This window comes from Curtobacterium sp. P97 (assembly GCF_023712445.1).
Classification (GTDB): domain Bacteria; phylum Actinomycetota; class Actinomycetes; order Actinomycetales; family Microbacteriaceae; genus Curtobacterium.
Map to the genome: position 1 here is coordinate 100412 of NZ_JAMAYF010000011.1, position 24860 is coordinate 125271.

At 72.3% G+C, this 24860-nt stretch carries 25 protein-coding genes; 10 read left to right on the forward strand and 15 right to left on the reverse strand.

The genetic code is table 11. The features are described from left to right. Nucleotides 1-89 precede the first annotated feature (89 nt). Together M3677_RS12975 and M3677_RS12980 are read left to right on the forward strand one after the other, a co-directional pair. On the forward strand, nucleotides 90-857 hold the full coding sequence (locus M3677_RS12975) for a TetR/AcrR family transcriptional regulator (RefSeq protein ID WP_081985077.1): 768 nt from the start codon (nucleotides 90-92) through the stop codon (nucleotides 855-857). Beyond that, nucleotides 854-1354 carry a VanZ family protein gene (locus tag M3677_RS12980; RefSeq protein ID WP_209685922.1) on the forward strand — a complete coding sequence of 167 codons (501 nt, stop codon included), beginning with the start codon at nucleotides 854-856 and terminating at the stop codon, nucleotides 1352-1354. The genes M3677_RS12975 and M3677_RS12980 overlap by 4 nt, the downstream gene beginning before the upstream one ends. A gap of 141 nt (nucleotides 1355-1495) precedes the next feature. Here M3677_RS12980 and M3677_RS12985 read toward each other — a convergent pair whose 3' ends face one another. The 3 genes from M3677_RS12985 to M3677_RS12995 form a co-directional block, all read right to left on the reverse strand. Beyond that, on the reverse strand, nucleotides 1496-1786 hold the full coding sequence (locus tag M3677_RS12985; RefSeq protein WP_209685924.1) for an ArdC-like ssDNA-binding domain-containing protein: 291 nt from the start codon (nucleotides 1784-1786) through the stop codon (nucleotides 1496-1498). Between the two features lie 49 nt (nucleotides 1787-1835). Beyond that, nucleotides 1836-2676 (reverse strand): IS5 family transposase gene (locus tag M3677_RS12990; protein WP_251160750.1). Its coding sequence is split into 2 segments (ribosomal slippage): nucleotides 1836-2372 and nucleotides 2374-2676, totalling 840 coding nucleotides; the frame shifts between segments, so codons are not numbered across the junction. 99 nt (nucleotides 2677-2775) lie between these two features. After that, nucleotides 2776-3114 (reverse strand): hypothetical protein, encoded by a 339-nt coding sequence (locus M3677_RS12995; protein ID WP_066656341.1) that lies wholly within the window; start codon nucleotides 3112-3114, stop codon nucleotides 2776-2778. Between the two features lie 101 nt (nucleotides 3115-3215). Between M3677_RS12995 and M3677_RS13000 the strand changes: the two genes are divergently transcribed. Next, nucleotides 3216-4079, forward strand: a complete 864-nt coding sequence (locus M3677_RS13000) for a LysM domain-containing protein (RefSeq protein ID WP_251160751.1) — start codon at nucleotides 3216-3218, stop codon at nucleotides 4077-4079. A 65-nt stretch (nucleotides 4080-4144) separates the two neighbouring features. Continuing rightward, nucleotides 4145-4666, forward strand: a complete 522-nt coding sequence (locus M3677_RS13005) for a ribonuclease H (RefSeq protein ID WP_066656346.1) — start codon at nucleotides 4145-4147, stop codon at nucleotides 4664-4666. Nucleotides 4667-4771: 105 nt separating this feature from the next. On the opposite strand, the gene M3677_RS13010 is transcribed toward M3677_RS13005, so the two are convergent. Further along, nucleotides 4772-5023, reverse strand: a complete 252-nt coding sequence (locus M3677_RS13010) for a DUF6458 family protein (RefSeq protein ID WP_066656348.1) — start codon at nucleotides 5021-5023, stop codon at nucleotides 4772-4774. A gap of 104 nt (nucleotides 5024-5127) precedes the next feature. After that, a complete protein-coding gene (locus tag M3677_RS13015) occupies nucleotides 5128-7689 on the reverse strand; it encodes an RNA helicase (protein WP_251160752.1) in 2562 nt (853 codons plus the stop codon). Nucleotides 7690-7871: 182 nt separating this feature from the next. Between M3677_RS13015 and M3677_RS13020 the strand changes: the two genes are divergently transcribed. After that, nucleotides 7872-8894: an LLM class flavin-dependent oxidoreductase gene (locus tag M3677_RS13020; protein ID WP_209685932.1), complete on the forward strand. Its 1023-nt coding sequence runs from the start codon at nucleotides 7872-7874 to the stop codon at nucleotides 8892-8894. A gap of 426 nt (nucleotides 8895-9320) precedes the next feature. On the opposite strand, the gene M3677_RS13025 is transcribed toward M3677_RS13020, so the two are convergent. After that, nucleotides 9321-11807, reverse strand: coding sequence for a glycoside hydrolase family 3 C-terminal domain-containing protein (locus M3677_RS13025; RefSeq protein WP_251160753.1), 2487 nt, complete (start codon nucleotides 11805-11807; stop codon nucleotides 9321-9323). Nucleotides 11808-11948: 141 nt separating this feature from the next. Between M3677_RS13025 and M3677_RS13030 the strand changes: the two genes are divergently transcribed. Continuing rightward, nucleotides 11949-12551, forward strand: a complete 603-nt coding sequence (locus M3677_RS13030; RefSeq protein WP_209685936.1) for a TetR/AcrR family transcriptional regulator — start codon at nucleotides 11949-11951, stop codon at nucleotides 12549-12551. Between the two features lie 207 nt (nucleotides 12552-12758). Further along, on the forward strand, nucleotides 12759-13625 hold the full coding sequence (locus M3677_RS13035) for an NAD(P)-dependent oxidoreductase (protein WP_066658693.1): 867 nt from the start codon (nucleotides 12759-12761) through the stop codon (nucleotides 13623-13625). A gap of 24 nt (nucleotides 13626-13649) precedes the next feature. On the opposite strand, the gene M3677_RS13040 is transcribed toward M3677_RS13035, so the two are convergent. Both M3677_RS13040 and M3677_RS13045 read right to left on the reverse strand, forming a co-directional pair. Then, on the reverse strand, nucleotides 13650-15221 hold the full coding sequence (locus tag M3677_RS13040) for a methyltransferase (protein ID WP_251160761.1): 1572 nt from the start codon (nucleotides 15219-15221) through the stop codon (nucleotides 13650-13652). A 59-nt stretch (nucleotides 15222-15280) separates the two neighbouring features. After that, nucleotides 15281-15658, reverse strand: coding sequence for a helix-turn-helix transcriptional regulator (locus tag M3677_RS13045; RefSeq protein ID WP_066656359.1), 378 nt, complete (start codon nucleotides 15656-15658; stop codon nucleotides 15281-15283). Between the two features lie 106 nt (nucleotides 15659-15764). Between M3677_RS13045 and M3677_RS13050 the strand changes: the two genes are divergently transcribed. Beyond that, on the forward strand, nucleotides 15765-17015 hold the full coding sequence (locus M3677_RS13050; RefSeq protein WP_066656361.1) for an MFS transporter: 1251 nt from the start codon (nucleotides 15765-15767) through the stop codon (nucleotides 17013-17015). Between the two features lie 13 nt (nucleotides 17016-17028). On the opposite strand, the gene M3677_RS13055 is transcribed toward M3677_RS13050, so the two are convergent. Both M3677_RS13055 and M3677_RS13060 read right to left on the reverse strand, forming a co-directional pair. Beyond that, nucleotides 17029-17496 (reverse strand): TIGR02611 family protein, encoded by a 468-nt coding sequence (locus tag M3677_RS13055; RefSeq protein ID WP_235426374.1) that lies wholly within the window; start codon nucleotides 17494-17496, stop codon nucleotides 17029-17031. Nucleotides 17497-17758: 262 nt separating this feature from the next. Continuing rightward, nucleotides 17759-18091: a TraR/DksA C4-type zinc finger protein gene (locus M3677_RS13060; protein WP_209685940.1), complete on the reverse strand. Its 333-nt coding sequence runs from the start codon at nucleotides 18089-18091 to the stop codon at nucleotides 17759-17761. 50 nt (nucleotides 18092-18141) lie between these two features. Between M3677_RS13060 and M3677_RS13065 the strand changes: the two genes are divergently transcribed. Continuing rightward, the gene (locus tag M3677_RS13065; RefSeq protein ID WP_251160762.1) at nucleotides 18142-19179 is read left to right on the forward strand and encodes an LLM class flavin-dependent oxidoreductase; all 1038 of its coding nucleotides are present in this window, start codon (nucleotides 18142-18144) and stop codon (nucleotides 19177-19179) included. A 15-nt stretch (nucleotides 19180-19194) separates the two neighbouring features. Here the strand turns inward: M3677_RS13065 and M3677_RS13070 are convergent, their stop codons facing one another. Beyond that, a complete protein-coding gene (locus M3677_RS13070) occupies nucleotides 19195-19677 on the reverse strand; it encodes an ASCH domain-containing protein (protein WP_251155668.1) in 483 nt (160 codons plus the stop codon). Nucleotides 19678-19803: 126 nt separating this feature from the next. On the opposite strand from M3677_RS13070, the gene M3677_RS13075 reads away from it, so the two are divergent. Beyond that, nucleotides 19804-20247 (forward strand): DUF2510 domain-containing protein, encoded by a 444-nt coding sequence (locus M3677_RS13075; RefSeq protein ID WP_066656369.1) that lies wholly within the window; start codon nucleotides 19804-19806, stop codon nucleotides 20245-20247. A gap of 367 nt (nucleotides 20248-20614) precedes the next feature. Here the strand turns inward: M3677_RS13075 and M3677_RS13080 are convergent, their stop codons facing one another. The 4 genes from M3677_RS13080 to M3677_RS13095 all read right to left on the reverse strand — a co-directional run bounded on the left by M3677_RS13080 (nucleotide 20615) and on the right by M3677_RS13095 (nucleotide 24709). After that, the gene (locus M3677_RS13080; protein ID WP_066658700.1) at nucleotides 20615-21607 is read right to left on the reverse strand and encodes a site-specific tyrosine recombinase XerD; all 993 of its coding nucleotides are present in this window, start codon (nucleotides 21605-21607) and stop codon (nucleotides 20615-20617) included. 40 nt (nucleotides 21608-21647) lie between these two features. After that, nucleotides 21648-22247, reverse strand: coding sequence for a DUF1349 domain-containing protein (locus M3677_RS13085; protein WP_251160754.1), 600 nt, complete (start codon nucleotides 22245-22247; stop codon nucleotides 21648-21650). Then, on the reverse strand, nucleotides 22244-22873 hold the full coding sequence (locus M3677_RS13090; protein ID WP_251155667.1) for an NUDIX hydrolase: 630 nt from the start codon (nucleotides 22871-22873) through the stop codon (nucleotides 22244-22246). The genes M3677_RS13085 and M3677_RS13090 overlap by 4 nt, the downstream gene beginning before the upstream one ends. 114 nt (nucleotides 22874-22987) lie before the next feature. After that, the gene (locus M3677_RS13095; RefSeq protein ID WP_066656378.1) at nucleotides 22988-24709 is read right to left on the reverse strand and encodes a CTP synthase; all 1722 of its coding nucleotides are present in this window, start codon (nucleotides 24707-24709) and stop codon (nucleotides 22988-22990) included. Nucleotides 24710-24860 lie beyond the last annotated feature (151 nt).

Sequence of the window (24860 nt, forward strand, 5' to 3'; positions counted from 1 at the left end):
CTTTCAGTGATACGCGCAGAGCATTTCGGCGCTACGGCAGAACGTAGCACGGTTACGATCATCGATACAACTTGCGCTACGATCACTGCATGGCCCGATCTGACGAAGCGCTCCGCAGCGCCCTGCTCCGCGCAGCGGAGGACCAGCTGGTCACTGCCCCCGACGGGGACGTCGCCACCCGAGCGGTCTGCGAAGCGGCCGGCGTGACCCAGCCCGTGCTCTACCGGATCTTCGGCGACAAGCGCGGGCTCCTCGACGCCCTCGCCGAGACGGGCCTGCAGCGGTACACCGCTCGGAAGGCCGAGCTCGAGGTGTCCGACGACCCGGCAGCGGACCTGCGCCACGGATGGGACGACCACCTCGCGTTCGCTCGGGAACACGCCGCCCTCTACCGGCTGATGTTCGCCCCACGGCCGTGGGCGAGCAGTTCCGCGCGGGACGGCCTGACCGCGCTGCTCGAACGGACGCTGACCCGGTGCGCGGCCGCGGGCCTGCTCCGCGTCGACGTCCCCGTCGCAGCGACCATGCTGCTCGCCGCCAACGTCGGACTCGCACTCCACCAGATGACCACGACGGCTCCGGACACTGCCGACGACGACGCACTCCGGGACGCGGTCCTCGACGCCGTCCTCATCGAGGCGTCCGCCCGCGACCAGGACGACCTCGACGCGGCTGCTCGTCGCCAGCTCCGCGCCCGGCTCGACGACGACGGGTCGGACGCGTTGCTCCCCGAGGAGACCGCACTCATGCGGATCTGGCTCGACCGACTCGACCACGAGGCCGACCACGAGGCCGACCACGAGGCCGACCACGGCCACGAAACCGACCACCACCAGGACCACGAAGGCACCCGATGATCTCCACGTTCCTCGCCGAACACGCACCCCTCGTCCCCATCGGGTTCTGGGTCGCCCTCGCCGTCGCCACGGGGGTCGCCTGGCTGCTCCACCGTCTGCGGCTCCGCGGCGTCCTGCTCGGCCTCTCCGGCCTGTCGTTCGTCGCCGCCCTCGTGCTCACCCTGCTCCCCGACGGTGCCCGCTCTGGCGGCGTCACCTGCACCGTGCAGTTCTCGGTCCCGTTCCAGGGCATCGACACCCTCGCCAACATCGCGCTGCTGCTGCCGCTCGCGCTCTTCCTCAGCGTGGCGACGAGCCGGCCACTCACCGTCCTCGCCGGCACCGTCGCCCTCTCCGTCGCCATCGAGGTCGTGCAGGCCCTCGCACCGGCCCTCGGCCGGCGATGCGACACCAACGACTGGTTCATGAACACCGTCGGAGCACTGCTGGGCGCGGTCATTGCTCTGACCATCCATGCGATCGACCGGCGGCGGCGCGCCGCTTTCGTCCTGGACTGAACCGCTGCCGGATCACGACAGGCGCTGACCGGTCGATGTCCGTCCTCGATCAGGGTGCGATGTGCGCGTGCTCACCTGCCGCAGCAAGAATGGTGAGCGCCCCGACAGGCCTGCCGTCAGCTGCACCGATCGTGTGCGGGATCATCGTCGGCCGAGTCCCTGCCACTTGCGGAACCCGGCGACGCGCGACGCGTCGGGGCGCTGACCGAGGATCAACAACACGTTGCCCAGGCTGTAGGCGTGGAACGCGGACGCGCGCGCGAGGAACGCCGTCCACCGTTCCGCATCGCGCAAGCTCTCAACCTGCGTCGCGATCGACTCGTGGAGTGCGGCGGCCTGCGCCTTCTTCTCCTCGATGGTGCGGCGGGGCGTCGAGGTCTTCCCGGCCGGACGGAGGGCCGCGGTCTTGGTGGTGCGTGTCGTGGTGATCATGGTTCCTGCTCCTGGGTCGATCGGGGACGATGGGCGGAGCGGGAGGGATCTAGATCGTGTCTCCTGAATGGTGGGTCCAGGCGATGACGGCGTTGAGCACGACGGCTGAGCGGTAGACGATCGCGAGGTCGTCGTACCTCGTCGCCAGGGCTCGCCATTGCTTGAGGCGACAGAAGCCACGCTCGACGACGTTCCGGTTCCTGTAGTCGATGCGGTCGTAGGTCACGGGTCTCCCGCCGCGGGAACCACGCCGTTTCCGGTGTCCTTGCTGGTCGCGAGGCTCGGGGATCACGGACTCGATACCGCGGTCGCGCAGGTGTTGCCGGATCGCTTTGGATGAGTACGCCTTGTCACCGCGGAGCCGGTCCGGTCGGGTCCGCGGCCTGCCGACCGGACGGGCCACTTCGAGCGCTGCCAGCAGCGGCAGCAGCCTCGGTGAGTCGCCGGCTTGTCCGGGCGTGATCAGGGTGACCAGGGGCAGCCCGTGGCCGTCGACGAGCTGGTGGACCTTCGTGGACAGGCCGCCGCGGGAGCGGCCGCATCCGTGATCAGGCGGCTCGAGTCCCGGATCCGTGTGATTCGATGGTTCCCCCTGTGGTGCGGGCGATGTTCGTGGCGTGCTGATGCGCGCGAGCGATCGTGGAGTCCACTGACAACGACCGATCCACCGCCCCAGCCTGGTCCGCGGACGCTGTCACCGCGGCGAGGACCCTGTCCCACGTGCCGTCGCCTGCCATCCGGCGATGCCACTTCCACACCGTCTGCCACGGCCCGAACACCTCGGGCAGGTCACGCCACGCGATCCCGGTCCGATACCGGTCCACGATCCCCTCGACCATGCTCCGAGCGTCCGCAAACGGACGGCCACGTTTGCCTGTCGGACCCGGCATGAACGACTGGATCGAAGACCACTGAGCATCGGAGAGCAGCTGGAATCATCTCACCACTACAGCGCGCCAGCGCTCTACCTGATCTTCAGGAGACACGCCCTAGCCCCGGCGGTCCTCCTCGGACTGCCACGGCAGGTTCAGGTCGCCCGGCTCGGGCTCGACGTCGCCCGCGTCGTCCGCACCGCCGGTGCCGGGTGCCGCCACCACGCGGGACGGGTCGATGCCGTCCTGCTCGAGGTCCTCGCGGCTGCGCTGCTGCGTCTGGGACGCGACCGTCTCCCGTTCGCTCGACGGGCTGTAGGACGTGTCGGCGGCACGCTGCTCGCGGTCGCTCACGCCGTCGACGTCGTCGCTGTGCGCCGCGTCGCGGAGTTCGTCGTTGCGGGCGCGGTCGTCGGACTCGTCGGGGCCGGGCACGTTCGGGATGCTGTCGCTCATGCCCCGCACAGTAGGCCGGGGCTCCTGGTACCGGTTCGGTCACGACGGCCGTGATCCGGTTCGCGCTCGGGTACCGTCGTCCCGACGAAGGGGGTCGGACGATGGGTCGGACGAGGGCACGGGGCACGGCGGCCGTCGCACTGGTGGGGATGAGCACGCTGCTGTTGGCGGGCTGCTCGCTGTTCGGCGACGACGCCCCGCTGCCGGCGCCGACCGGCCACGCTGCGCCGAGCGCCTCCGCGACGCCGGGGCCCGTCGACGGGTCGGCTGCCGCGGACGACACCGCCCAGCCCGTCGCGGCACCGCAGGCGGTCCCGGCCGGCACGGTGGTCGCGGAGACCGACGCCGTGTCGAAGTCCGGCGACACCGCGGTCCACGTCCGGGTCGTCGCGAACGACCACGGCACGTTCGACGCGGAGCTCTCCGGCTACCGCACCACCCAGCCGCAGCCGATGTCGGTGGAGTTCCGGCGCACGGCGCAGTACGGGGACGGCTACGACGCCCGAGCCGTGGGCACGACGAGGTGGGGCGCGCAGGCCCAGCCCCCGGCCACCGTCAGCCTGTCCGGAGCAGGGGCGGACCCGGACTGGCTGCGCACCGTCGTCCTCGTGCCGGACCAGTCCGACGGTGACGACAGCGACCGCCCGTGGGTCCACAAGGTGCTCGCGATCGGCACGCTGTCCTGGTCGATCCCGGATCCGGAGCCGGATCTCCACGTCACGCTCGGCACCGCTCGCCCGGGTGCCTACGGCTACGCGTTCGACGCCGCCGACGAGACCCTCCGCGGCACCACCGGCACCCCGGTCAGCTACCGCGTCAACCAGGGTGACGACCTGACCACGATCGCGAAGCGCTTCGGGATCACCGTCGCCCAGTTGCGGTGGCTGAACCCGCAGATGGAGACGGAGGGCGACGACTGGGTGATCAAGGGGACCCTGCTCAACCTCGACCCCGCCACGCGCTGATCTGGTGTGCGTCCGTCGGTCGGCTACGCTCGACCAGCACCCCGCACCACCCAGGAGGCCACATCGTGACCATCGTCGCCGCCGCAGACGGCTCCGCCCTCGGCAATCCCGGACCGGCCGGCTGGGCCTGGTACGTCGATGACGACCGCTGGGCAGCTGGCGGGTGGCCGCGTGCGACGAACAACATCGGTGAGCTGACCGCCGTGCTGCAACTGCTCCGCGCCACGAAGGACACCGGCGAACCGCTGCACATCCTCTGCGACAGCCAGTACGCGATCAAGGCGTGCACGGAGTGGCTGGCCGGGTGGAAGCGCAAGGGCTGGCGGAAGGCCGACGGCAAGCCCGTGCTGAACGTCGAGATCATCAAGGAGCTCGACGCCGAGCTGCAGGGCCGCAAGGTCACCTTCGAGTGGGTCCGCGGTCACGTCGGCCACGAGATGAACGAGGCCGCGGACGTCCGTGCCCGCGGCGCTGCGACCGCCTTCCAGAACCGCACCGAGGTGCCGACGGGACCGGGTTGGCCGGACACCGTCGTCCCGCCCGCTCCGGAGCCGGTGCAGGTCGAACCGCCTGCCACCCTGTTCTGACGAACCGCACGCCCTGTCGGGCCGCAAGACGACGAGCCGCACGACGACGGGCCCGGGCGATGTCCTCGCCCGGGCCCGTCGTCGTCGTCCGCTCGGGACGCGCGCTCAGTAGGTGCCGTCGCGACGGTCCTGCCGCGTGATCTGCTCCCCCGACGCCGGGTCGACGCCCGACCGGGTGGTGGTCGTGGTCCGACGCCCGCCGAACCCGACCGCCAGGCTGATGATGAGCAGCACGACCCCGGCTGCCATCAGGATGTAGCCGATCAGGCGCAGGTCGATGCCGGCGATCTGGTAGTCGACCGCGAAGGCGACGATCGCTCCGATCACTATCAGGGCGATGCTCGATCCGATGCGCATGACGGGTCCTTCCGTGGTGCCCCGTCCCGGGTGTCCGGGGCTGGCGTCGAAGGTACCCGGACCGCGGCGGCGAGGTTCCGTGTGACCGCCGAGCGAGGCCGCCCTCAGTCGATGTCGACCTCGGCCCAGCCGTCGAACCGGCCGATCTCGGTGACGCGCACCACGGCTTCGCCGGTCTCGTCGGACGCGTCCAGGTCGATCGTCGCCGAGAACCCGAAGTCCTTGTCGCCCTCGGGGTCGGCGAAGATCTGCCGTGCCCGCCAGGTCCGACCCGGCCCGTGCTCGTCGAGCACCAGGTACGCCATCGACCGGGCGTCCCCGTCGGTCCCGATCGCGTCGTGCTCCTCGTAGTACTCCTCGAGCACGGCATCCCACTCCTCCTGCCCGAACCCTGCGGCCCCGTCGAGCGCGGCGAGCCCGGCAACGTCGTCGGCCGCCGCGAGCAGCACCCGCTGGAACAGGGCGTTCCGCACGAGCACGCGGAACGCGCGCGCGTTGCCGGTGAGCCGCGCGGGCTGCGGCGGCGCGATCTCGTCGTGTTCCGCCGCGGCCTCCGCGACGGAGCCGTTGACCAGCGCCTCCCACTCGTCGACGAGCGAGGAGTCGGTCTGCCGCACGACCTCGCCGAGCCACTCGATCAGGTCGTCGAGCTCGGGCGTGCGCTGTTCCTCGGAGATGGTCTGGCGCATGGTGCGGTAGGCGTCGGACAGGTACCGGAGCACGAGTCCCTCGGAGCGGGTCAGCTGGTAGAACCGCACGAAGTCGCCGAAGGTCATCGCCCGCTCGTACACGTCGCGCACCACGGCCTTGGGCGACAGCGTGAAGTCGAGCACCCACGGCTGTTCGGCCGCGTAGGCCTCGTACGCGGCGGTCAGCAGTTCGTCGAGCGGCTTGGGCCAGGTGACCTCCTCGAGCAGCTCCATCCGCTCCTCGTACTCGATGCCCTCGCGCTTCATCCGGGCGACCTCCTCGCCGCGCTCCTTGAACTGCTGCTGCGCGAGGACGGCGCGCGGGTCGTCGAGGGTCGCCTCGACGACCGACACCATGTCGAGCGCGTACGTCGGGGACTCGGGGTCGAGCAGTTCGAAGGCGGCGAGTGCGAACGGCGACAGCGGCTGGTTGAGCGCGAAGTTCACGGGCAGGTCGACGGTCATGCGGTAGCGCCCGTCGACCTTCTCGATCACGCGGGCGTTGATCAGCGTGCGGGCGATCGACAGCGCGCGCCGGGCCATCGCGAGCTGCCGGGAGCGCGGCTCGTGGTTCTCGAACACGAGCGAGCGGACGTCGGCGAAGGCGTCACCCCCGCGGGCGACGACGGCGAGCACCATCGCGTGCGTGATCCGCATCCGGGACACCATCGGCTCGGGCTCGGCGGCGATGAGCCGGTCGAACGACGCCGGCCCCCACGAGACGAACCCCTCCGGCGCCTTCTTCTTCTTGACCTTGTTCTTCTTCTTCGGGTCGTCCCCGGCCTTGGCGACGGCCCGGGCGTTCTCGATCTCGTGCTCCGGCGCCTCGGCCACGACGTCGCCCTCGGTGTCGTAGCCGGCTCGTCCGGCTCGTCCGGCGATCTGGTGGAACTCGCGGGCGGACAGCTGCCGCATCCGGGAGCCGTCGAACTTCGTCAGCCCGGTGAGCAGCACGGAGCGGATCGGCACGTTGATCCCGACCCCCAGGGTGTCGGTGCCACAGATCACCGGCAGCAGGCCGCGCTGGGCGAGCTGCTCGACGAGCCGGCGGTACTTCGGCAGCATGCCCGCGTGGTGCACGCCGATGCCGGCCCGGATGAGTCGTGACAGCGTCTGCCCGAACCCGGCGCTGAAGCGGAACCCGGCGATCGCGGCGGCGATCTCGTCCCGGCGTTCGCGCGACGCCACCTTCACGGACATGAGCGCCTGCGCCCGTTCGAGCGCAGCGGCCTGGGCGAAGTGCACGATGTAGACCGGCGCCTTCCCCTCCTCGAGCAGACGTTCGACCGTCTCCTGCACCGGGGTCAGCACGTACTCGTACGACAACGGCACGGGCCGCGAGACGCCGGTGACCCGTGCGGTCGGGCGCCCGGTCCGGCGCGACAGGTCGTCGGCGATGGTCGTGACGTCGCCGAGCGTCGCCGACATGAGCAGGAACTGCGCGCGCTCGAGCACGAGCAGCGGCACCTGCCACGCCCAGCCGCGGTCGGGGTCGCCGTAGAAGTGGAACTCGTCCATCACCACGACGTCGACCTCGGCGTCCGGGCCCTGGCGGAGCGCGGTGTTCGCGAGGATCTCGGCGGTGCAGCAGATGATCGGGGCGTCCGCGTTGACGCTCGAGTCACCGGTCACCATGCCGACGTTCTGCGCGCCGAACAGGTCCACGAGCTGGAAGAACTTCTCGGAGACGAGGGCCTTGATGGGCGCCGTGTAGTAGCTGCGCTTGCCCTCGGCGAGCGCGGCGAAGTGCGCCCCGGCCGCGACGAGGGACTTGCCGGTGCCGGTCGGCGTGCTGAGGACGACGTTCGCGCCGGAGACGAGCTCGATGAGCGCTTCGTCCTGCGCCGGGTAGAGCGGTCGTCCGCCCGCCTCGGCCCAGTCGGCGAACGCCTGGTAGACCGCGTCGGGGTCGACGGCGCCGTCGACCGCCGCCGGCAGGGCGGCGAGGAGCGGCGGGGTGGTGGTGACGTCGGTCATGCGCCCATCCTCCCAGGTGGGCGGTGACCGGCAGACGAGCCGGCGGCGGACGGGAGGCACGGGGCCGCTCCGTCACGCACCCGGCGTCCGCACGCACCGACCGCAGGTCGCAGGCCGGAGACGAGCCGCGCCTCCCGTCCGGCGCCCTGTCGGGAATCGATGCGCGCGCATAGACTCAGACCGTGCGCGAACTCGGCTTCCTCTCCTTCGTCCCCAACCACGGCGGCACCGCCGGTGCTGCTGCCGCCCTGGAGGACGGTCTCCGCCTGTTCGAGACGGCCGAGTCGCTCGGGTACGGCACCGGCTGGGTCCGGGGCCGCCACTTCGAGCCCTTCCTGACCAGCCCGATGACGTTCTTCGCGGCGGCCGCCCAGCGCACGAGCACCATCGGTTTCGGCACCGCCGTCCTCGGCATGCGGTACGAGGACCCGATCCGTCTCGCCGAGGACGCCAGCACCGTCGACCTGCTCAGCGACGGTCGGGTGCAGCTCGGCATCAGCACCGGGATCGCCGGGTACGGCCCGATCCTCGACCCGGTGTTCGGCGGGTCGGAACGCAGCTTCCGCGACGAGGCCGAGGTGCGCGCGGCGCGGCTGCTCGAGGTCCTGCAGGGCGAGCCGCTCGGCACCGCGGGGAAGGGCTACGAGAGCATCCCCGCCGGTGCCGACCTGACCCTCCAGCCGCTGTCGCCCGGCCTGCGCGACCGCGTCTGGTGGGGCGGCGGCAGCACGGGCACCGCGGTCCGCACGGCCGAGAAGGGCCTGCTGCTGCACTGCTCGACACTCAACACCGAGGACACGGGCGCCCCGTTCGCCCAGGCACAGGCGGACCAGCTCACCGCGTACCGCGACCGCTTCGCCGAGCTGCAGGCCGCCGGCGAGCACCCCGGCCGCACGCCGAAGGTGGCGGTCGGTCGGATCGTCGTCCCGCTGCTCGACGACCACGACCGCCGGGTGCACGAGGAGTTCCTCACCGGGTACGCGAGCGGGATGGACGACGAGGGGCGCCCCCTGAGCGGTCCGCCGTTCCGGTTCAGCAGGATCGTGTCGGGCGGTGTGGACGAGATCGTCGACGCCCTGGCAGCCGACCCCGCGGTCCAGGCGACCGACGAGCTGGTGATCACCCTGCCGGCGAACGGCGACGCCGCGGCGCACGAACGCATCCTGCGGGTCGTCGCCGAGGAGATCGCCCCGCGGCTGCCCTGAGCACGACCGCTGACGACAGGCACCCGGCCGGGGCTCGAGTCGGAGTGGTGAGGTCCGACGAGCCCCGGGCCGGATGACCATCTCGTCCCTGATCCGTACGGGATGGTGGCATCACTCTTTCACTTTCTGAAGGATTTGTCATCATCACTTCCCCGGGAACGGGCACATGGCCAGTTGCGCACGACAACCCCTGGTCAGAAGCGGAAAGGTACGCTCTCGTACCTTTGCCCACAGGACGACGAATGCGCCCCCGCGCGGACGCGGGGACGCATTCTGGACGCACCGGGATCGACGGGGTCCCACGGCCGGATCAGGAGGCCGCTTCGCTCACACGACGATCCCTCGGTGGTGCGCGCGCCGACGGTAACCAGCCGACTGGCGCGGATTCATGCTACTGAACGCATCCACGACCGTGCGGAAATCGGCTCACTCCAGTTCGAGGGCCGCGGAACCGGCCAGGTCCGCGACCGAGGCACCGACGTGGAGCTCGAACGTCCCGGGCTCGTAGCGCCAGGCGCCGTCCCAGTGTGCGAACGCCCGGGCCGGAACCTCGATCGACACCTCGGTGGACTCCCCTGCCCCGAGCCGGACGGGCGCGAAGCCGACGAGCCAGCGAACGGGACGGTCGACCGACGACTCCGTGCGGGAGGCGTAGACCTGCACGACGTGCTTCCCGGCACGGTCGCCCGTGTTCGCCACGGTCGCGGTGACGATCGCGGCGTCACCCTCCGTCACGGTCGGCGACGCAGCGACGCCGTCGATCGTCCAGGTGGTGTAGCCCAGCCCGTGGCCGAACGGGTAGGCGGGCTCGGTGCCGGCGCGCAGCCAGGCACGGTAGCCCACGTGCACGCCCTCGTCGTAGGCGACCTTGCCGTCGACCGGCGTGACGTCCTGCACCGGGACGTCGGCGAGGGTCGCCGGCCAGGTGGTGGGCAGGCGCCCGCCGGGCTCCGCGGCACCGGTCAGGACGTCGGCCAGCGCGTTGCCGTACTCCTGCCCGCCGAACCAGGTCAGGAGCACCGCGGCGACGTCGTTCCGCCAGGGCATCTCGACCGGCGAACCGGAGTTCACCACGACGACCGTGTTCGGGTTCACGGCGGCGACGGCACGGACCAGCTCGTCCTGGTGGCCCGGCAGCGCGAGCGACGAGCGGTCGTAGCCCTCGGACTCGACCTTGCTGTTGGTCCCGACGACGACGATCGCCACGTCGGCGTCGCGGGCCGTCGCGACCGCGGCCTCGACGAGTGCGGCGGGGTCGGCGTCGCTCGGCTCGGTACCGAACTGGTAGGCGAGCACACCGCCCAGCGCCTCGTCCTGCACGATGTCGTGCTCGATCCGGATCGCGAGCTGCTGCCCGGCCTCGACCGACACCGGCACCGAGCGCGCCGGCGGGTTGAGGAACGCCGCACCGAGCTGGTCCCCCTCGACCGGCACGGTCTCGTCGAGCAGGAGCTCGCCGTCGACCCACATGCGCGAGCGGCCGGCGGCGCCGATGCCGATCCGCACGGTCCCCGTCGTCTCGGCGGTGTACGTCGTGGTGACGTCGAGTCGGTCGGACTCCCGGATCGGGGCGTCGCCGCCGAACCAGAACAGCGCGGTGGCACGGCGGTCCTCGACGAACAGCTCCTCGCCGTCCTTGACGAACGCCACCCGTGCACCGGGCTCCCCCGTGGCCGGGTTCGTGATGGTGGACAGCGGGAACTCCGCGATGCCCTCCTGCACCACGGCGCCGATGGCGTGGTCGACCGTCGCGCCGGGGAAGGCCGCTCGGATGCCCTCGATGGGCGTGACGACGTGCTCCGGCACCACCGTCGCCGAACCGCCGCCCTGCGTGCGGGCCTGGTCGGCGTTGTGCCCGAGGAGCGCGATCCGCGACACCGCGGTCGCGTCGAGCGGCAGGATCCCGGTGTTGCGGACGAGGACGGTGCCCTCGGCCTCCGCCGTCCGCACGAACGCGACGCCGTCCTCGACGTGCACCGGCTGCGCGGCCACGGGCTCGAAGCCCTCGAGCGCGCCGACGCGGGCGGCGAGGGTCAGGATGCGGCGGACCTTGCGGTCGACGGCCTCCATCGGGACCTCGCCCGACTCGACCGCCTGCAGCAGGGGCCCCTGGCTCCACCAGGGGTTCGGCCCGGGCATCGCGACGTCCTGCGACGCCTTCGCCGACTCCACCGAGCGGACGCCGGTCCAGTCGGACACGACGATGCCGTCGAAGCCCCACTCCGAGTTGAGCGGGGTCTCGAGCAGGTCGTTCTCGGACGCGGTGACGCCGTTGATCGCGTTGTAGGACGACATGACCGCCCAGGCGTGCGCCTCGGTCACGGCCTTCTCGAACGCGAGCAGGTACAGCTCACGGAGCGCACGGTCCGACACCTCCGTCGACGCGGTGAACCGGTCGGTCTCGTAGTCGTTCGCGATGTAGTGCTTCGGGGTCGCGGCGACGCCGTTCTCCTGCACGCCGTCGACGTAGGACGCGGCGAGGTCGCCGGTCAGCAGCGGGTCCTCGCTGAACGCCTCGAAGTGGCGACCACCGAGGGGCGAGCGGTGCAGGTTGATCGTCGGGCCGAGGACGACGTCGACGCCCTTCCGGCGGGCCTCGACCGCCGCGGCGGCACCGTAGCGCTTCGCGATCGCGCGGTCCCAGCTCGCCGACAGGGCGGTGGCGGACGGCAGGTTGAGCGACGGATCGCGCTCGTCCCAGACCTCGCCGCGCACGCCGGACGGACCGTCGGACATCAGGATGCGGCGCAGCCCGATCTTCTCGACCGGCCAGGTCGTCCAGAAGTCGCGCCCGGTCAGCAGCTGGACCTTCTCCGCGGTCGTCAGCTGTCCGACGAGCGCGGCGATGCGCTCGTCCAGCGGCGACGCGGCGGTCGGCCGGGAGGCGCGGGTGGTGTCGTCCACGGTGGTCACGATGGTCGGTCCCTTCGTTGTGCGACGCAGGCGACGGGGCATGACCTCCGCGCGCCATCGTCGGCGGCTGCGGGCAGCGTAGCACCCAAAACCTATCGGAAGTAGGTTTGTTGGGTCTCGAACCCGCTGTACGCTCGCGCCATGGCACGACGGGGTTCGTACGCGAAGGGGATCGCGAAGCGCGAGGAGATCCTCACGGTCGCGCTCGACCTCGTCGCGCAGCAGGGGTTCCGGCGCACGAGCATCAAGGACATCGCCGACGCAGTCGGGCTCACCCAGGCCGGGCTGCTGCACTACTTCGACTCGAAGGACGACCTCTGGGTGGAGATCCTCCGTCGCCGCGACGAGGTCGACCTGGCGCACGACTGGGGCACCGCCGCCGAGGACCCCGGTGCGTTCCTCGCGGCGATCGTCCGGCACAACACCGAGGTCCCGGGCCTCGTGCAGATGTTCGTCAACCTGTCCGCCGCCGCGGCCACCGACGACGAGCACCCCGCGCACGAGTACTTCCGCGAGCGCTACGAGCGCAGCCGGAGCGACTTCGCCCGGGACTTCCGCACCATGCAGCAGGACGGCCGGCTCCGCTCCGACGTGGACACCGAGCAGCTGGCGAGCGTGCTCCTGGCGATCTCCGACGGCATGCAGATCCAGTGGCTGTACGACCCGTCACGGGACATGGCCGACCACGTCGAGCTCGTCGCACGGCTCGCGGTCGCGCAGTCCGTCACGCCCGCCCCGGCCTGACGCCGGCACCCCGGCCCGCCGCGCTCCCGCCGCGCTCGACCGCTCCGGCCCCGGGCCGCGTCGGCCGCATCGCCTGCGTCGCCTGCGTCGCCTGCACCGCCTGCGTCGCCCGGACAGGTACCGCCAGTGCCTGGTCCCCGCTCGGGCGCGCACGGCAGGATGGGGTCCGGCCGACCAGGCCGTCCGACGACGATGTGGAGTGACGCGATGACGCGTGTTGTGGTGACCGGAGGCAGCGGGAAGCTCGGACGGGCGGTCGTCCGCGACCTCGACGAGCACGGGTACGACGTGGTCCTGCTCGACCGGGTGCCCTCCCCCGACAAGCCGGAGCGGGTGCCCTTCGTCCGCATCGACCTGAGCGACTACGGCCAGGTGCTCGGGGCGCTCACGGGCATCGACGACCGCTACGACCGCGTCGACGCCGTGGTGCACCTCGCCGCCGTACCGGCCCCCGGACAGGTGCCCGACGTCGCCCTCATCACGAACAACGTGACCGCGTCGATCAACGTCTTCCACGCCGCCCGTGTCGCCCGGATCAAGAACGTCGTGTGGGCGTCGAGCGAGACCCTGCTCGGCATCCCGATGGGCGAGCACCACCCGCCGTACCTGCCCGTCGACGAGGAGTTCGCGGTCCGCCCGCAGTCCTCGTACTCGCTCGGCAAGGCGGTCGAGGAGGAGATGGCCCGCCACTTCACCCGCTGGGACCCGGAGCTCAAGATGATCGGGCTGCGCTTCTCGAACGTCATGGACGAGACCGACTACCCGTCGTTCCCGTGGGACGCCTCCCCCGAGGCGAAGACCTTCAACCTGTGGTCGTACATCGACTCGCGCGACGGGGCGCAGGCCGTGCGGCGGTCGCTCGAGGCCGAGCTCACCGGGTTCGAGGCGTTCGTCATCGCGAGCCCCGACACCGTGATGGACACCCCGACGATCGAGCTCGTGGAGCGCTTCGTGCCGGACATCGAGCGCCGTGCGGACATCGACGGCACGAGCTCCCTGCTCTCGAGCGAGAAGGCCCGCGAGCTCCTCGGCTACGCCCCCGAGCACACCTGGCGGAACCACCGCTCGCGCTGACCGGAGGGGAGGCGCGGGGCGGCCTCAGGACGTCGGTGCGAGCAGCAGGCCGTCCAGCACCAGGTCGCGCACGCGCGGCAGCAGGTCTGCCGCGAGCGCGACCTCGTCGACGCCGGTGATCTGCGCGATGGCGCCGACGATCGCCGCGACCGACAGCTCCCCGTCGCAGGCACCCACGAACGCGGCGAGCGCCGTGTCCGCGTCCACCCGACGGCCGAAGCCACCGCCCTGCACGAGCGTGATCACGGTCGGGTCGTCGTTCCCGGGCCAGTAGTGCCGCTCCTCGGTCACGTCACCGGCGACCCGCAGATGGGCGGCGGCGAGCGCCTCGTCGTCGTGCGCCTCGAGCCACCCGGTGGCGTCGAGCACCCGTGCGACCGTCGCGCCGAGCCCCACGGGGTTGGAACCGAGCGCCTCGGGGACCCGCTCGGCGCGGCGGAGGCGAGCCGTACCTCCCGGCCGACCGATCTCCGTTGCCGACGCCGACGCACGCCGGACGACCACGTACCCGAAACCGACCCCGGTGACCCGCCGGGTCGCGAAGTCGTCGAGCCAGGCGTCCACGAGCCGGTCGAACCCGTCCGTGCCGGGCTTCGTGCCGCCGTCGCGGATCCAGGTCTCGGCGTAGGCGGGCGGGTCCTCGCGCTCCCGCTCGACGACCCACAGGTCGAGGTCCTCGGCGTCCGCGAACCACGAGCGCACCCGGTCGAGCCCGTCGACGCCCCAGCGGTACTCCCAGTTGCCGAGCAGCTGCGCGGTCCCGCCGGGCTCGAGGTGGTCGGCGAGCCCGCGGAGCACGGTCTCGACGAGCGCGTCGCCGACCATGCCGCCGTCGCGGTACTCGTAGGACGGCACGTCGTCGCGACGCGGGGTGATGACGAACGGCGGGTTCGACACGATCCGGTCGAACCGCTCGCCCACCACCGGCTCGTACAGCGACCCGAGCCGGAACTCGATGCCGTCGATGCCGTTGAGCGCCGCGTTGAACCGGGCGATGTCGAGCGCGCGGCGGGAGATGTCCGTGGCGACGACCTCGTCGGCGAAGCGACGGGCGTGCATGGCCTGGATCCCGCACCCGGTCCCGAGGTCGAGCACCCGTCGGACCGGCACCGGGACCTGGAGCCCGGAGAGCGTGGTGGTCGCGCCGCCGATGCCGAGCACGTGTTCCTCGCCCAGTGCGGTGCCGAGCGCGAGCTCCCCGAGGTCGGAGACGATCCACCAGCTGCCGGCGCCGAGGTCGTCGACGAAGGCGTAGGGCCGCAGGTCGACGGTCGGGTGGACCAGGAGGTGGTCGGCGTCGGGAGCACCGGCGTCGTCCGTGTCGTCGTCGATCCGGAGCAGACCGGCCGCGAGCACCGCGTCGAGCCCGGCCGTCGGGAACGCCCGCTCGGCATCGCTCCGGTCGACCGGCAGGCCGAGCACGAACAGCGTCGCGAGCGTGGTCAGCGGCGTGGAGTCCCGCGCGGCGAGCGCCCGCAGCGCGGCGACCCGGGAACCGCGGTGCAGCGATGCGGCGGCCTCGGTGCCCCAGAGTGCGTCGATGCGGTCGACGGTGAAGCCCGCGGCGTCGAGGTCGGCGGCGAGCTCCGTCGTCACCGCGGCGACGGTCGTGATCGTCGGGAGCTCGTGGGCGATCGGACCGCGGGGCCGGCCGGTCACGCGGGGACCTCCTCGCGCATGACGGTCGCGGGGACCTGCCACGCGGCCACCAGGTCGAGGAGCCCGGGGAAGCGCTGCTGCACGTCCTCGACCCGGACCCGGCTCGACCGCGTCAGTCCCTCCTGGTGCTGCTCGAGCAGGCCGGCCTCGCGCAGGACGCGGAAGTGGTGCGTCAGCGTCGACTTCGGTCGGTCGACCCCGACCCACCCGCAGCTGCGGACGCCGCCGGCGGCGTCGACCAGGTAGCGGTGCAGGATCGTCAGCCGGATCGGGTCGCTCAGTGCGTCGAGCACGACGGGCAGGTCCATCTCGGCGACGGTCGGCTGCGGCAGGCGTTCTGGGGCGACGACGGAGTCCACGGGCGCGGCGGGCATGCGACGACGGTAGCACCGCGCTGGCAGTAGTACGACTTGCGTCGTACTGGTGCACTGCTGTACGAATGCTGTCGTACAGCAGTCGATCCGGCCGGAAGGTGCCACCATGCAGTCAGCACGCGGAGTCGCGGGGTTCTGGATCCTCGCCGCCATGCTCTTCGTGGCGATGGCCTCGTCCTCGGTCCCGTCGCCGATCTACCCCGTCTACGCCGCCGAGTGGGACCTCACGCCGCTCATGCTCACGGGGGTGTTCGCGATCTACGTCGCCGGACTCCTCGTCACCATGCTCGTCGCCGGTCGGCTGTCCGACCACGTCGGCCGGAAGCCCGTGCTCGTCGCCGGCGGACTGCTGCTCGTCGTGTCGCTCGTGCTGTTCACCGGCGCCGACGGGTTCACGGCCCTCGTGGTCGACCGGATCGTGCAGGGCGTCGCGGTCGGGCTGCTCATCGGCGCCCTCGGTGCAGCGCTCATCGACAACTCGCTCGAGCGCTTCCCCTCGCTCGCGGGCGTGCTGAACGGTGCCGTCCCACCCTTCGCCCTGGCGACCGGCGCGGTGTCGAGCGGCGCCCTCGTGGAGTGGGGCCCGGCACCGGAGCAGCTCGTCTACGTGCTCTTCGGTGCGCTCCTGCTGCTGCTCGTCGCCGCCCTGGTCGTCGTGCCCGAGCGGGTCACGCGCCGACCGGGTGCACTCCGCTCCCTCCGCCCGACCGTGTCCGTCCCGCGGGCGTCGCGGGCGCTCTTCCGCGGCGTCGCCGGGGCGCTCGTCGCCAGCTGGGCACTGGGCGGGCTGTTCCTGTCGCTCGTGCCGTCGGCCCTCGGCGCGGTGTTCGGCATCCACGACCACTTCGCAGCCGGGGCTCTCATCGCCGTCGTCACCGGCGTCGGCGGACTCACCGGTCTCGCCATCCAGCGCCTCGACACACGTCGGAGCCTGTTCCTCGGGCTCGTCGCGCTCATCGTCGGCCCGGTCGTCACCGTGACGTTCGTGTTCGCGCACTCGCTGCCCGGGCTCGTCGTCGGCAGCGCGATCGCGGGCGTCGGCTTCGGCGCGGGCTTCCAGGCACCCCTGCGGATGCTGCTCGCCACCGCGGCGCCGACGCACCGCGCCGGACTCCTGTCGTCGGTCTACATCGTCAGCTACCTGGCGTTCGGCGTACCCGCCGTCGTCGCGGGACTCGTCGAACCGGCGTTCGGCTTCGTGCCGGTGCTCGCCGGCTACGGCGCCTTCATCGTCCTCGCCGCGGCGATCGCCCTCGTGCTGCAGCTCGCGTCACGCAGCGCGGCCGGGGTCGAGGAGCGCGCCGCCGAGGCCGTCGAGCGCACCGCGACCGGTTCCGTCCGGACCGTCGCCGAGTAGCGCTGCGCGAGGGCTAGTGCCCGGCCCGCGCCCGGTTCGGTCGCTGTGCGCGGACCCCGGTGCTGCGGTGTGCGTCGGCGTGCGCCGCGTCGACGTCGGCCTTGCCGCGGTCGGCCGCCCTCCGCAGCCACTGCGGTCCGTGCGCCTTCGCCCAGTCCCAGAAGCGGTGGAGCTGCGCGCGCAGCCACGTGATGATGCGGTGGAAGAAGTGGAACTCGCTCGCCAGGATCGTCAGGCCGATGAAGACCACGAGCCACCCCGGACCGGGCAGCGGCACGAGGATGAGCCCGATCACCACGACGAGTCCGCCGACGATCCCGACGAGCACCTTGTAGAACAGGTGCCACCCCGGCCGCGCGTGGATCCAGGCGCGCATCCGACGGAACCACCGGAAGCGGTGGTGCCGGTCGTCGGCGTCGGTCTCGGGAGCCGTGGTGTCGGCACGCACGACCGCGTCGGGTCGCTCGTGGGTGTCGTCCATGGCGGCAACCTAGGGCGCGCGGCTGGGAAACGGCGGCGCAACCGGTCCACGCCACGTGAGCAGTGGGACGGGCGGACACCGCGCCTCCCGGCCGTCACGGGCCTCGGCCCACCGGAGCCCTCGTTCCGTCGAGACGCCGCGGTCTCGTCGCGACGGCGTCGGATGCAACGGCGTTCTGCGCGCCCCGCGGCGTCTCGCGCAGTCGGGGCCGTGTCGCGCCGGCCGCAGCCCCGTCAGCGGGCCCCGTCGGCCTGGAGGCTCGTCACGCGTGAGCGACGCACGTCGCGGCCCACGGGACCGCGGCGAGACGGGCCTCCGGGATCGGCTCGCCGCCGACGGCGCACCGCCCGTAGGTGCCGGCGTCGAGCCGCGCGAGCGCGGCGTCGACCAGGCGGATGCGTTCCCGGGCGTCGTCGCGCACCGCACCGAGCGACCCACGCTCCCAGGCGAGGGTCGCCCCCTCGGGGTCGTGCTCGTCGTCCGCGTTGGCGTCCTGGCGCGCGTCGCTGACGTCCCGCATGCTGCGCTCGACGTCGGCGAGCAGCCGCTCGTTGCGCCGCCGTTCGTCGGCGAGCGCGGTGCGGGGGTCGTCCATGCCGACGACCGTAGTCGCGTCGGAATGCGGCCGCAGCAGCATGCGTTCGCATCGGCATGACGAAGATCGGGTTCCTGTCCTTCGGGCACTGGCGCGACGTGCCGGGCTCGCGTGTCCGCAGCGGCCGCGAGGCCCTCGTGCAGGCGATCGACCTCGCCGTCGCGGCCGAGGAAGCGGGCGTCGACGGCGCGTACTTCCGCGTGCACCACTTCGCTCCGCAGCAGGCGGCGCCGTTCCCCCTGCTCTCGGCGATCGCCGCCCGGACCAGCCGCATCGAGATCGGCACCGGCGTGATCGACATGCGCTACGAGAACCCGCTCTACATGGCCGAGGAAGCCGCGGCCACCGACCTCATCTCGGGAGGCCGACTGCAGCTCGGTGTCTCGCGGGGGTCACCCGAGACCGCCCTCGCCGGGTACCAGCAGTTCGGCTACGTGCCCGAGGCGCACGACACCAGCGGCGGCGACATGGCGCGCTCCCACACCGACGTGTTCCGTCGTGCGATCGCCGGCGAGCCGATGGCACACGCGAACCCGCAGATGACCGGGTCGGCCGGGTCGCTGTCGGTGTCCCCGCTGTCGGACACGCTGCCCGACCGGATCTGGTGGGGTGCCGGGACCCGCGCGACCGCCGAGTGGACGGCCGAGCAGGGCATGAACCTCATGTCGTCGACCCTGCTCACTGAGGACACCGGCGTGCCGTTCGACCAGCTGCAGGCCGAGCAGATCGAGCGCTTCCGGACGACGTGGCGCGAGATGGGCTGGGAGCGGACGCCCCGGGTCTCGGTGTCGCGCAGCATCATCCCGATCACCGACGACGAGTCGCGGCACTACTTCGGCGTGCGGGCGCAGGTCGAGGGGCAGGACCAGGTCGGGCACCTCGACGGCGGGCTCGCCCGCTTCGGTCGCTCGTACATCGGGGAGCCGGAGCAGCTCGTGGCCGAACTCGCCGCCGACGCAGCGGTCCGCGCTGCCGACACCGTGCTCGTCACCGTGCCGAACCAGCTCGGCGTGGACTTCAACGCCCGGCTGCTCGCAGCGACGAAGGCCGTCATGGACGAGGTCGACGCCGCGACCGTCCCCGCGTAGGTCGGGTCGTCCGGCTCACGCCCCGGCGGGCGCTTCCGGCCAGAGCAGGCGGAAGCGCTCGCACAGCACCGGCATGTCCGGTTCGTACCCGCGCGGGTTCTCGGAGTGCTCACGCCAGTAGCGCTCGTGCACCGCACGCCAGTGCGCGAGGGTGCGGTCCCCCTCGCCCTCGGCGCGGGCGTGCTCCTCGCCGACCTGGTCGAACGGGACGACCCGCAGGTCCGTCGTCTCGATCACGGCTCGGGGGTCACCCCTCCCGTCGAGGATGACGCTGAGCTCGCCGACCTCGGGCAGCGGGTCGCCCGTCGCCTCGTAGTCCCACATCGACGACGCCGTGCCGTCCTTGATCCCGCGGAGCACCAGGTCGAGCAGACCGTCCGCGTGGTCGGGCGTCGCGCCGAACGCCCACGCCTCCGGCACGGCCTCGGGCAGCTCCGGTGCCTCGTCGCGGCGGGCGGCCCAGAAGGCGGACAGGGTCTCGGCGTCGGCGGTGATCACCGCACGACCGTAGCGCAGGTGCGACCGGTCCCCCTTGTTGCCGACACCCGCTGTGGGACTGTGGCCGTGCCTCCCGGCTGCGTAGCGTCGAGGTGCACCATCCACCGCACCCGCGAGGAGCACCCCGTGACGCTGCCGGCCGCCGGCTGGTTCCCGGACCCCCAGGACGCCCACCGCCTCCGGTGGTGGGACGGCCACGCGTGGGGCGGGGCGACGCGGGTGCTCCCGGCACGGCAGGAGCCCGTCGCACCGGTCGTCGTCGCACCGGTCGGGCCGTCGTTCTCCGTCGAGGGTGCAGCGGTGCGCACCGGGTCGTGGGCGTCCGGCGGGTCCGTGCAGCGGGTCGGGGCGGCGGCGCTCGTGGCGGTCCTGCTCGCGGTCGTGTCGATCGTCTGGAACCCGGTCGGCATCGCGAGCACGCTGGCCGTCGTCACGGGCGTCCTCGCGATCGTGCGTCCCGGCGCGACCGGCGGCTGGCGGGCGCTGTGGCGGAGCGCCGCGGCGAGCGCCCTCGTGGTCGCGGTCGCGACGGGCGTGGTCGCTGCGTCCGCGCAGTTCCACCTGTTCTGAGCGCTGCGGGCGCAGCGCTACCGCCGCGCCCGCGGCGCTCGCGCGCTCGGCGCGCCGCGCGCCGCACCACGGGAAGCACGTCGCGCCACGGTTCTTCATGGCGCGACGTGCTTCCGGTTGTGCCCGAGCACGTCGCGCCGCACGTCACCCCGACCCTGCCTCCGGCCCTGCCCGCCCGGCCGCCCGGCCGGCCGCCCGGGCGCAGCGCTACCGCCGCGCCCGCGGCGCTCGGCGCGCCGCACCACGGGAAACACGTCGCGCCAGGGTTCTCCATGGCGCGACGTGCTTCCGGTTGTGCCCGAGCACGTCGCGCCGCACGTCACCCCGGCCCCGGCCGACGGCCGACGTCCGCCGGCCGGGCGCAGCGCTACCGCCGCGCCCGCGGGTGCGCCGTCTGGTAGACGTCGCGCAGCATGTCGGCCGTGACGAGCGTGTAGATCTGCGTCGTCGCGACGCTCGCGTGCCCGAGCAGCTCCTGCACGACGCGCACGTCCGCGCCGCCCTCGAGCAGGTGCGTCGCGAACGAGTGCCGGAACGTGTGCGGGGACACGTGCGCCGCCAGTCCGGCCCGCTCCGCCGCCGCCTGGATCACGAGCCAGGCGCTCTGCCGCGACAGCCGTGCGCCCCGAGCGCCGAGGAACAGCGCCGGTGTCGACGGCCCACGCGCCGCGAACACCGGCCGGGCCCGGACGAGGTACGCGTCGACCGCGGCCCGCGCGAAGCTGCCGAGCGGCACGATGCGCTGCTTGTTCCCCTTGCCGGTGACCTTCACGACCGCGAGCCCGTCGCCCTCGTCGTCCTCGGGGTCGGACAGCGTCGCGACGTCGTCCACCGACAACCCGACCGCCTCGGAGATGCGCGCGCCCGTGGCGTAGAGCAGCTCGAGGAGCGCCCGGTCCCGCAGCTGCACGGGGTCGTCGTCCGCCGAACCCGCGGCGCCGAGCAGTCGCTCCATGTCGTGCACCGAGATCGCCTTCGGCAGCCGTGACGGCGCCTTCGGTGGCCGGACGGCCGTGGCGGGGTCGAGCGGCAGCCAGCCCTCGGCGGCCGCGAACGCGGTGAAGGACCGCACCGAGCTGAGCATCCGGGCGACCGACCGGGGCGCGAGCGGTTGCTCCGGTCGCGAGGTCAGGTGCGTGACGAACCCGGCGACGTCCGCGCGGGCGAGGCGTGCGACGTCCGTCAGCGCCTCCGCTCCCCCAGCCCGGTCCGCGCCCGCGGAGTCGACCGCCGGCGTCGAGGCGAGCCACTCCGCGAAGACCGCCAGGTCCCGCCGGTAGGCCGCCACCGTGTGCTGCGACAGTCCCCGCTCGACGGCGACGTGCCGCAGGTAGGTGTCGGTGGCACGGTCGAGGGGGATCACCCGACAAAACTAGTGCGGGACCGCCCTGCGGAGGTCGTCAGTGCAGCCCGGCGTCCGGCTCGCCGAAGCGGCAGGCGGTGAAGGTCACCGCAAGCCCGGCCCGGGTTGGTGCGGCGCAGAACAGGCCGGCCGACACGACGGCGTCCGGGTCGAGGTGCGCGACCCGCACCAGCCGGGGCTCCTCGCCTTCGGCCCAGGCCCGGACCGTCACGGCGTCACCGGAGCGGCTCGCGCGCACCGTCACGACCCGCCCGGTCCAGGACGGCACGGGCGCGACGGACCAGTCGGACGTCCCGTGCGTCACGACGGCCCCGACCTGCGGCAGCCCGTCGGAGAACTCCACGCCCGCCTTCACCCACTCCTGCTCGTCGACCCGCAGGAACACCCCGGCCTGGTCGAACTGCTCCGCGAAGTCGAGGACGAACGAGACCTCGACGGCGAACGCGCCGTCGGTGGGTCGGAGGAGCGCGTGCTCCGAGTCGTGGACGAACCCGTACGAGGTCGTCCGCCAGGCATCGCTGCCCTCCTCCGCGGTCACGAGCAGGGCGGCACGATCGACGACGGGTTCGACGGCGACGGGCTCGTGCGTCCAGAGCCCGTCCCGCAGCAGGGCACCGAGCCCGCTGTCGGCCGTCACGCCGTCGCGTCCCGCTCGACCGCGTCCCGCTCGACCGCGCCGCGCTCGACCGCGCCCCGCTCGATCGCATCGACCGCGAGGGTCGCGACGACGAGCGCCGAGTTCTGCAGGCGGCCCGCGAGGATCCCCTCGACGAGCTCCGCCCGCGGCACCCATCGGGTCACGATGTCCGCCTCCTCGGCCTCACGCTCGAACGCGGACGCCGTCGCACGGACCCCACGGGCCCGGTAGACCTGGATGAACTCGTCGCTGCCGCCCGACGAGGTGTTGTACCGGACGAGGGGCTCCCAGTGGTCCGCCTCGAGGTCGGCCTCTTCCCCGAGCTCCCGCTGCGCGGCGGTGAGGTGGTCCTCGCCCTCGTGGTCGAGGAGCCCGGCCGGCAGCTCCCAGTCGCGCAGCTGCACGGGGTGGCGGTACTGCTGGATGACGAGCACGCGGCCCTCGTCGTCCTCCGCGAAGACGGCGACGGCGCCCGTGTGGTCGATGTACTCGCGGACCATGTCGTGCCCGTCGTAGTCGACGTGGTCACGGCGGACGTCCCAGACGGCACCCTCGTACACGACGGTGGAGTCGGTGACCTCGTACGAGGCGTGTTCGTCGGCGATCGGTGCGTCAGCGGCAGTCACCAGCCCATCCTGGCACGCGGCTCCGTCAGCCCTCCCCGGGACGGACGGGAGGCGCGGTGCCAGCCGGCACCGCGCCTCCCGTCAGCGACAACGCGCGTTGAGCGACAGCGCGCGTTACGCGACGACCTCCGCCGACTCCTCGGCCGGGTCGAACAGGCTGGACGCCTCGTGGCGCGCGATCGCCGCGTCCACCAGCCCGGCGAACAGCGGGTGCGCGTTCGTCGGACGCGAGCGCAGCTCCGGGTGTGCCTGCGTGGCGATGTAGAACGGGTGCACGTCGCGCGGCAGCTCGACGTACTCGACCAGGGTGCCGTCGGGCGAGGTGCCCGAGAACACCAGGCCGGCGTCCGCGATCTGCTGACGGTAGGTGTTGTTCACCTCGTAGCGGTGACGGTGGCGCTCCGAGGCCTCGGACGCACCGTAGAGCTCGGCCGCGAGCGACCCGTCGGTGAAGTGCGCCGGGTACAGGCCGAGTCGCATCGTGCCGCCCATGTCGCCACCGGCGATGATGTCGACCTGCTCCGCCATGGTCGCGATGACCGGCGTCGAGGTCTCCGGGTCGAACTCGGTGCTCGACGCGTCGGTCAGGCCGGCCTCGTGGCGGGCGTACTCGATGACCATGCACTGCAGGCCGAGGCACAGGCCGAGCGTCGGGATGCCCTGCTCACGCGCGAACCTGAGCGCGCCGAGCTTGCCCTCGATGCCGCGGACACCGAACCCGCCGGGGACGCAGATGCCGTCGACGTCACCGAGCTGCTTCGCGGCACCCTCGGGCGTCGTGCAGTCGTCGGACACGACCCACTTCAGCGTGACCTTCGCGTTGTGGGCGAAGCCACCGGCGCGCAGGGCCTCGGTGACCGACAGGTAGGCGTCCGGCAGGTCGATGTACTTGCCGACCAGCGCGATCGTGACGTGCTTCTTCGGCTCGTGCACCGCGTCGAGGACCGGGTTCCACGCGGACCAGTCGACGTCGTGCGCGTCGAGCTTCAGCGCGTCGATGATGACCTGGTCGAGACCCTGGTCGTGCAGCAGCGTCGGCAGGTCGTAGATCGAGGGGACGTCGACGGCGTTCACCACGGCGTCCTCGTCCACGTCGCACATGAGGGCGATCTTGCGCTTGTTCGACTCCGACACCGGACGGTCCGAGCGGAGCACGAGGGCGTCCGGCTGGATGCCGATCGAGCGGAGCGCGGCGACGGAGTGCTGCGTCGGCTTGGTCTTCTGCTCGCCCGAGGCGCTCATGAACGGCACGAGCGACACGTGCACGAAGAACACGTTGTTGCGGCCGAGCTCGTGGCGGACCTGGCGGGCGGACTCGATGAACGGCTGGGACTCGATGTCACCGACCGTGCCGCCGACCTCGGTGATGATGACGTCGGGCTGCGGGTCGTTCTCGGCCTGCTCGCGCATCCGACGCTTGATCTCGTCGGTGATGTGCGGGATGACCTGGACGGTGTCGCCGAGGTACTCGCCGCGACGCTCCTTGGCGATCACGCTGGAGTACACCTGACCGGTCGTGACGTTCGCGGCCTGCGACAGGTTGATGTCGAGGAAGCGCTCGTAGTGCCCGATGTCGAGGTCCGTCTCCGCACCGTCGTCGGTCACGAAGACCTCGCCGTGCTGGAACGGGTTCATGGTGCCCGGGTCCACGTTGAGGTACGGGTCGAGCTTCTGCATGACGACCTTGAGGCCGCGCGCCGTGAGCAGGTTGCCGAGGCTGGCCGCCGTCAGGCCCTTGCCGAGGGACGAGACGACCCCGCCGGTCACGAAGATCTGCTTCGTGACCTTCGGGGTCGAGGTCGAAGAATTGGTTCCGCCGCTGAGAGTGTCCGCCACGGGGTTCCATCGTACGTCAGAACTGCCGGGAGGCGCGACCCGCGTTCGCCGCGGGCGTTGCGCCCGCCGGCCGGTCACCCCCGCCGTCCCCGCAGGACGCAACGTCGGCGACTGTGCGCAGCGCTGTACCGCTGCGAGGAGCCGCCCTCGT

Bases quoted from the DNA above. Each gene is read 5' to 3' on its own strand.
- M3677_RS12975 (WP_081985077.1), top strand. From the start codon at position 90: ATGGCCCGATCTGACGAAGCGCTCCGCAGCGCCCTGCTCCGCGCAGCG.
- M3677_RS13035 (WP_066658693.1), top strand. From the start codon at position 12,759: ATGACGCGTGTTGTGGTGACCGGAGGCAGCGGGAAGCTCGGACGGGCG.
- M3677_RS12985 (WP_209685924.1), bottom strand. From the start codon at position 1,786: ATGATCACCACGACACGCACCACCAAGACCGCGGCCCTCCGTCCGGCC.
- M3677_RS13000 (WP_251160751.1), top strand. From the start codon at position 3,216: ATGGGTCGGACGAGGGCACGGGGCACGGCGGCCGTCGCACTGGTGGGG.
- M3677_RS13045 (WP_066656359.1), bottom strand. From the start codon at position 15,658: ATGCCCGCCGCGCCCGTGGACTCCGTCGTCGCCCCAGAACGCCTGCCG.
- M3677_RS12995 (WP_066656341.1), bottom strand. From the start codon at position 3,114: ATGAGCGACAGCATCCCGAACGTGCCCGGCCCCGACGAGTCCGACGAC.
- M3677_RS13015 (WP_251160752.1), bottom strand. From the start codon at position 7,689: ATGACCGACGTCACCACCACCCCGCCGCTCCTCGCCGCCCTGCCGGCG.
- M3677_RS13030 (WP_209685936.1), top strand. From the start codon at position 11,949: ATGGCACGACGGGGTTCGTACGCGAAGGGGATCGCGAAGCGCGAGGAG.
- M3677_RS13050 (WP_066656361.1), top strand. From the start codon at position 15,765: ATGCAGTCAGCACGCGGAGTCGCGGGGTTCTGGATCCTCGCCGCCATG.
- M3677_RS13055 (WP_235426374.1), bottom strand. From the start codon at position 17,496: ATGGACGACACCCACGAGCGACCCGACGCGGTCGTGCGTGCCGACACC.
- M3677_RS13010 (WP_066656348.1), bottom strand. From the start codon at position 5,023: ATGCGCATCGGATCGAGCATCGCCCTGATAGTGATCGGAGCGATCGTC.
- M3677_RS12980 (WP_209685922.1), top strand. From the start codon at position 854: ATGATCTCCACGTTCCTCGCCGAACACGCACCCCTCGTCCCCATCGGG.
- M3677_RS13060 (WP_209685940.1), bottom strand. From the start codon at position 18,091: ATGGACGACCCCCGCACCGCGCTCGCCGACGAACGGCGGCGCAACGAG.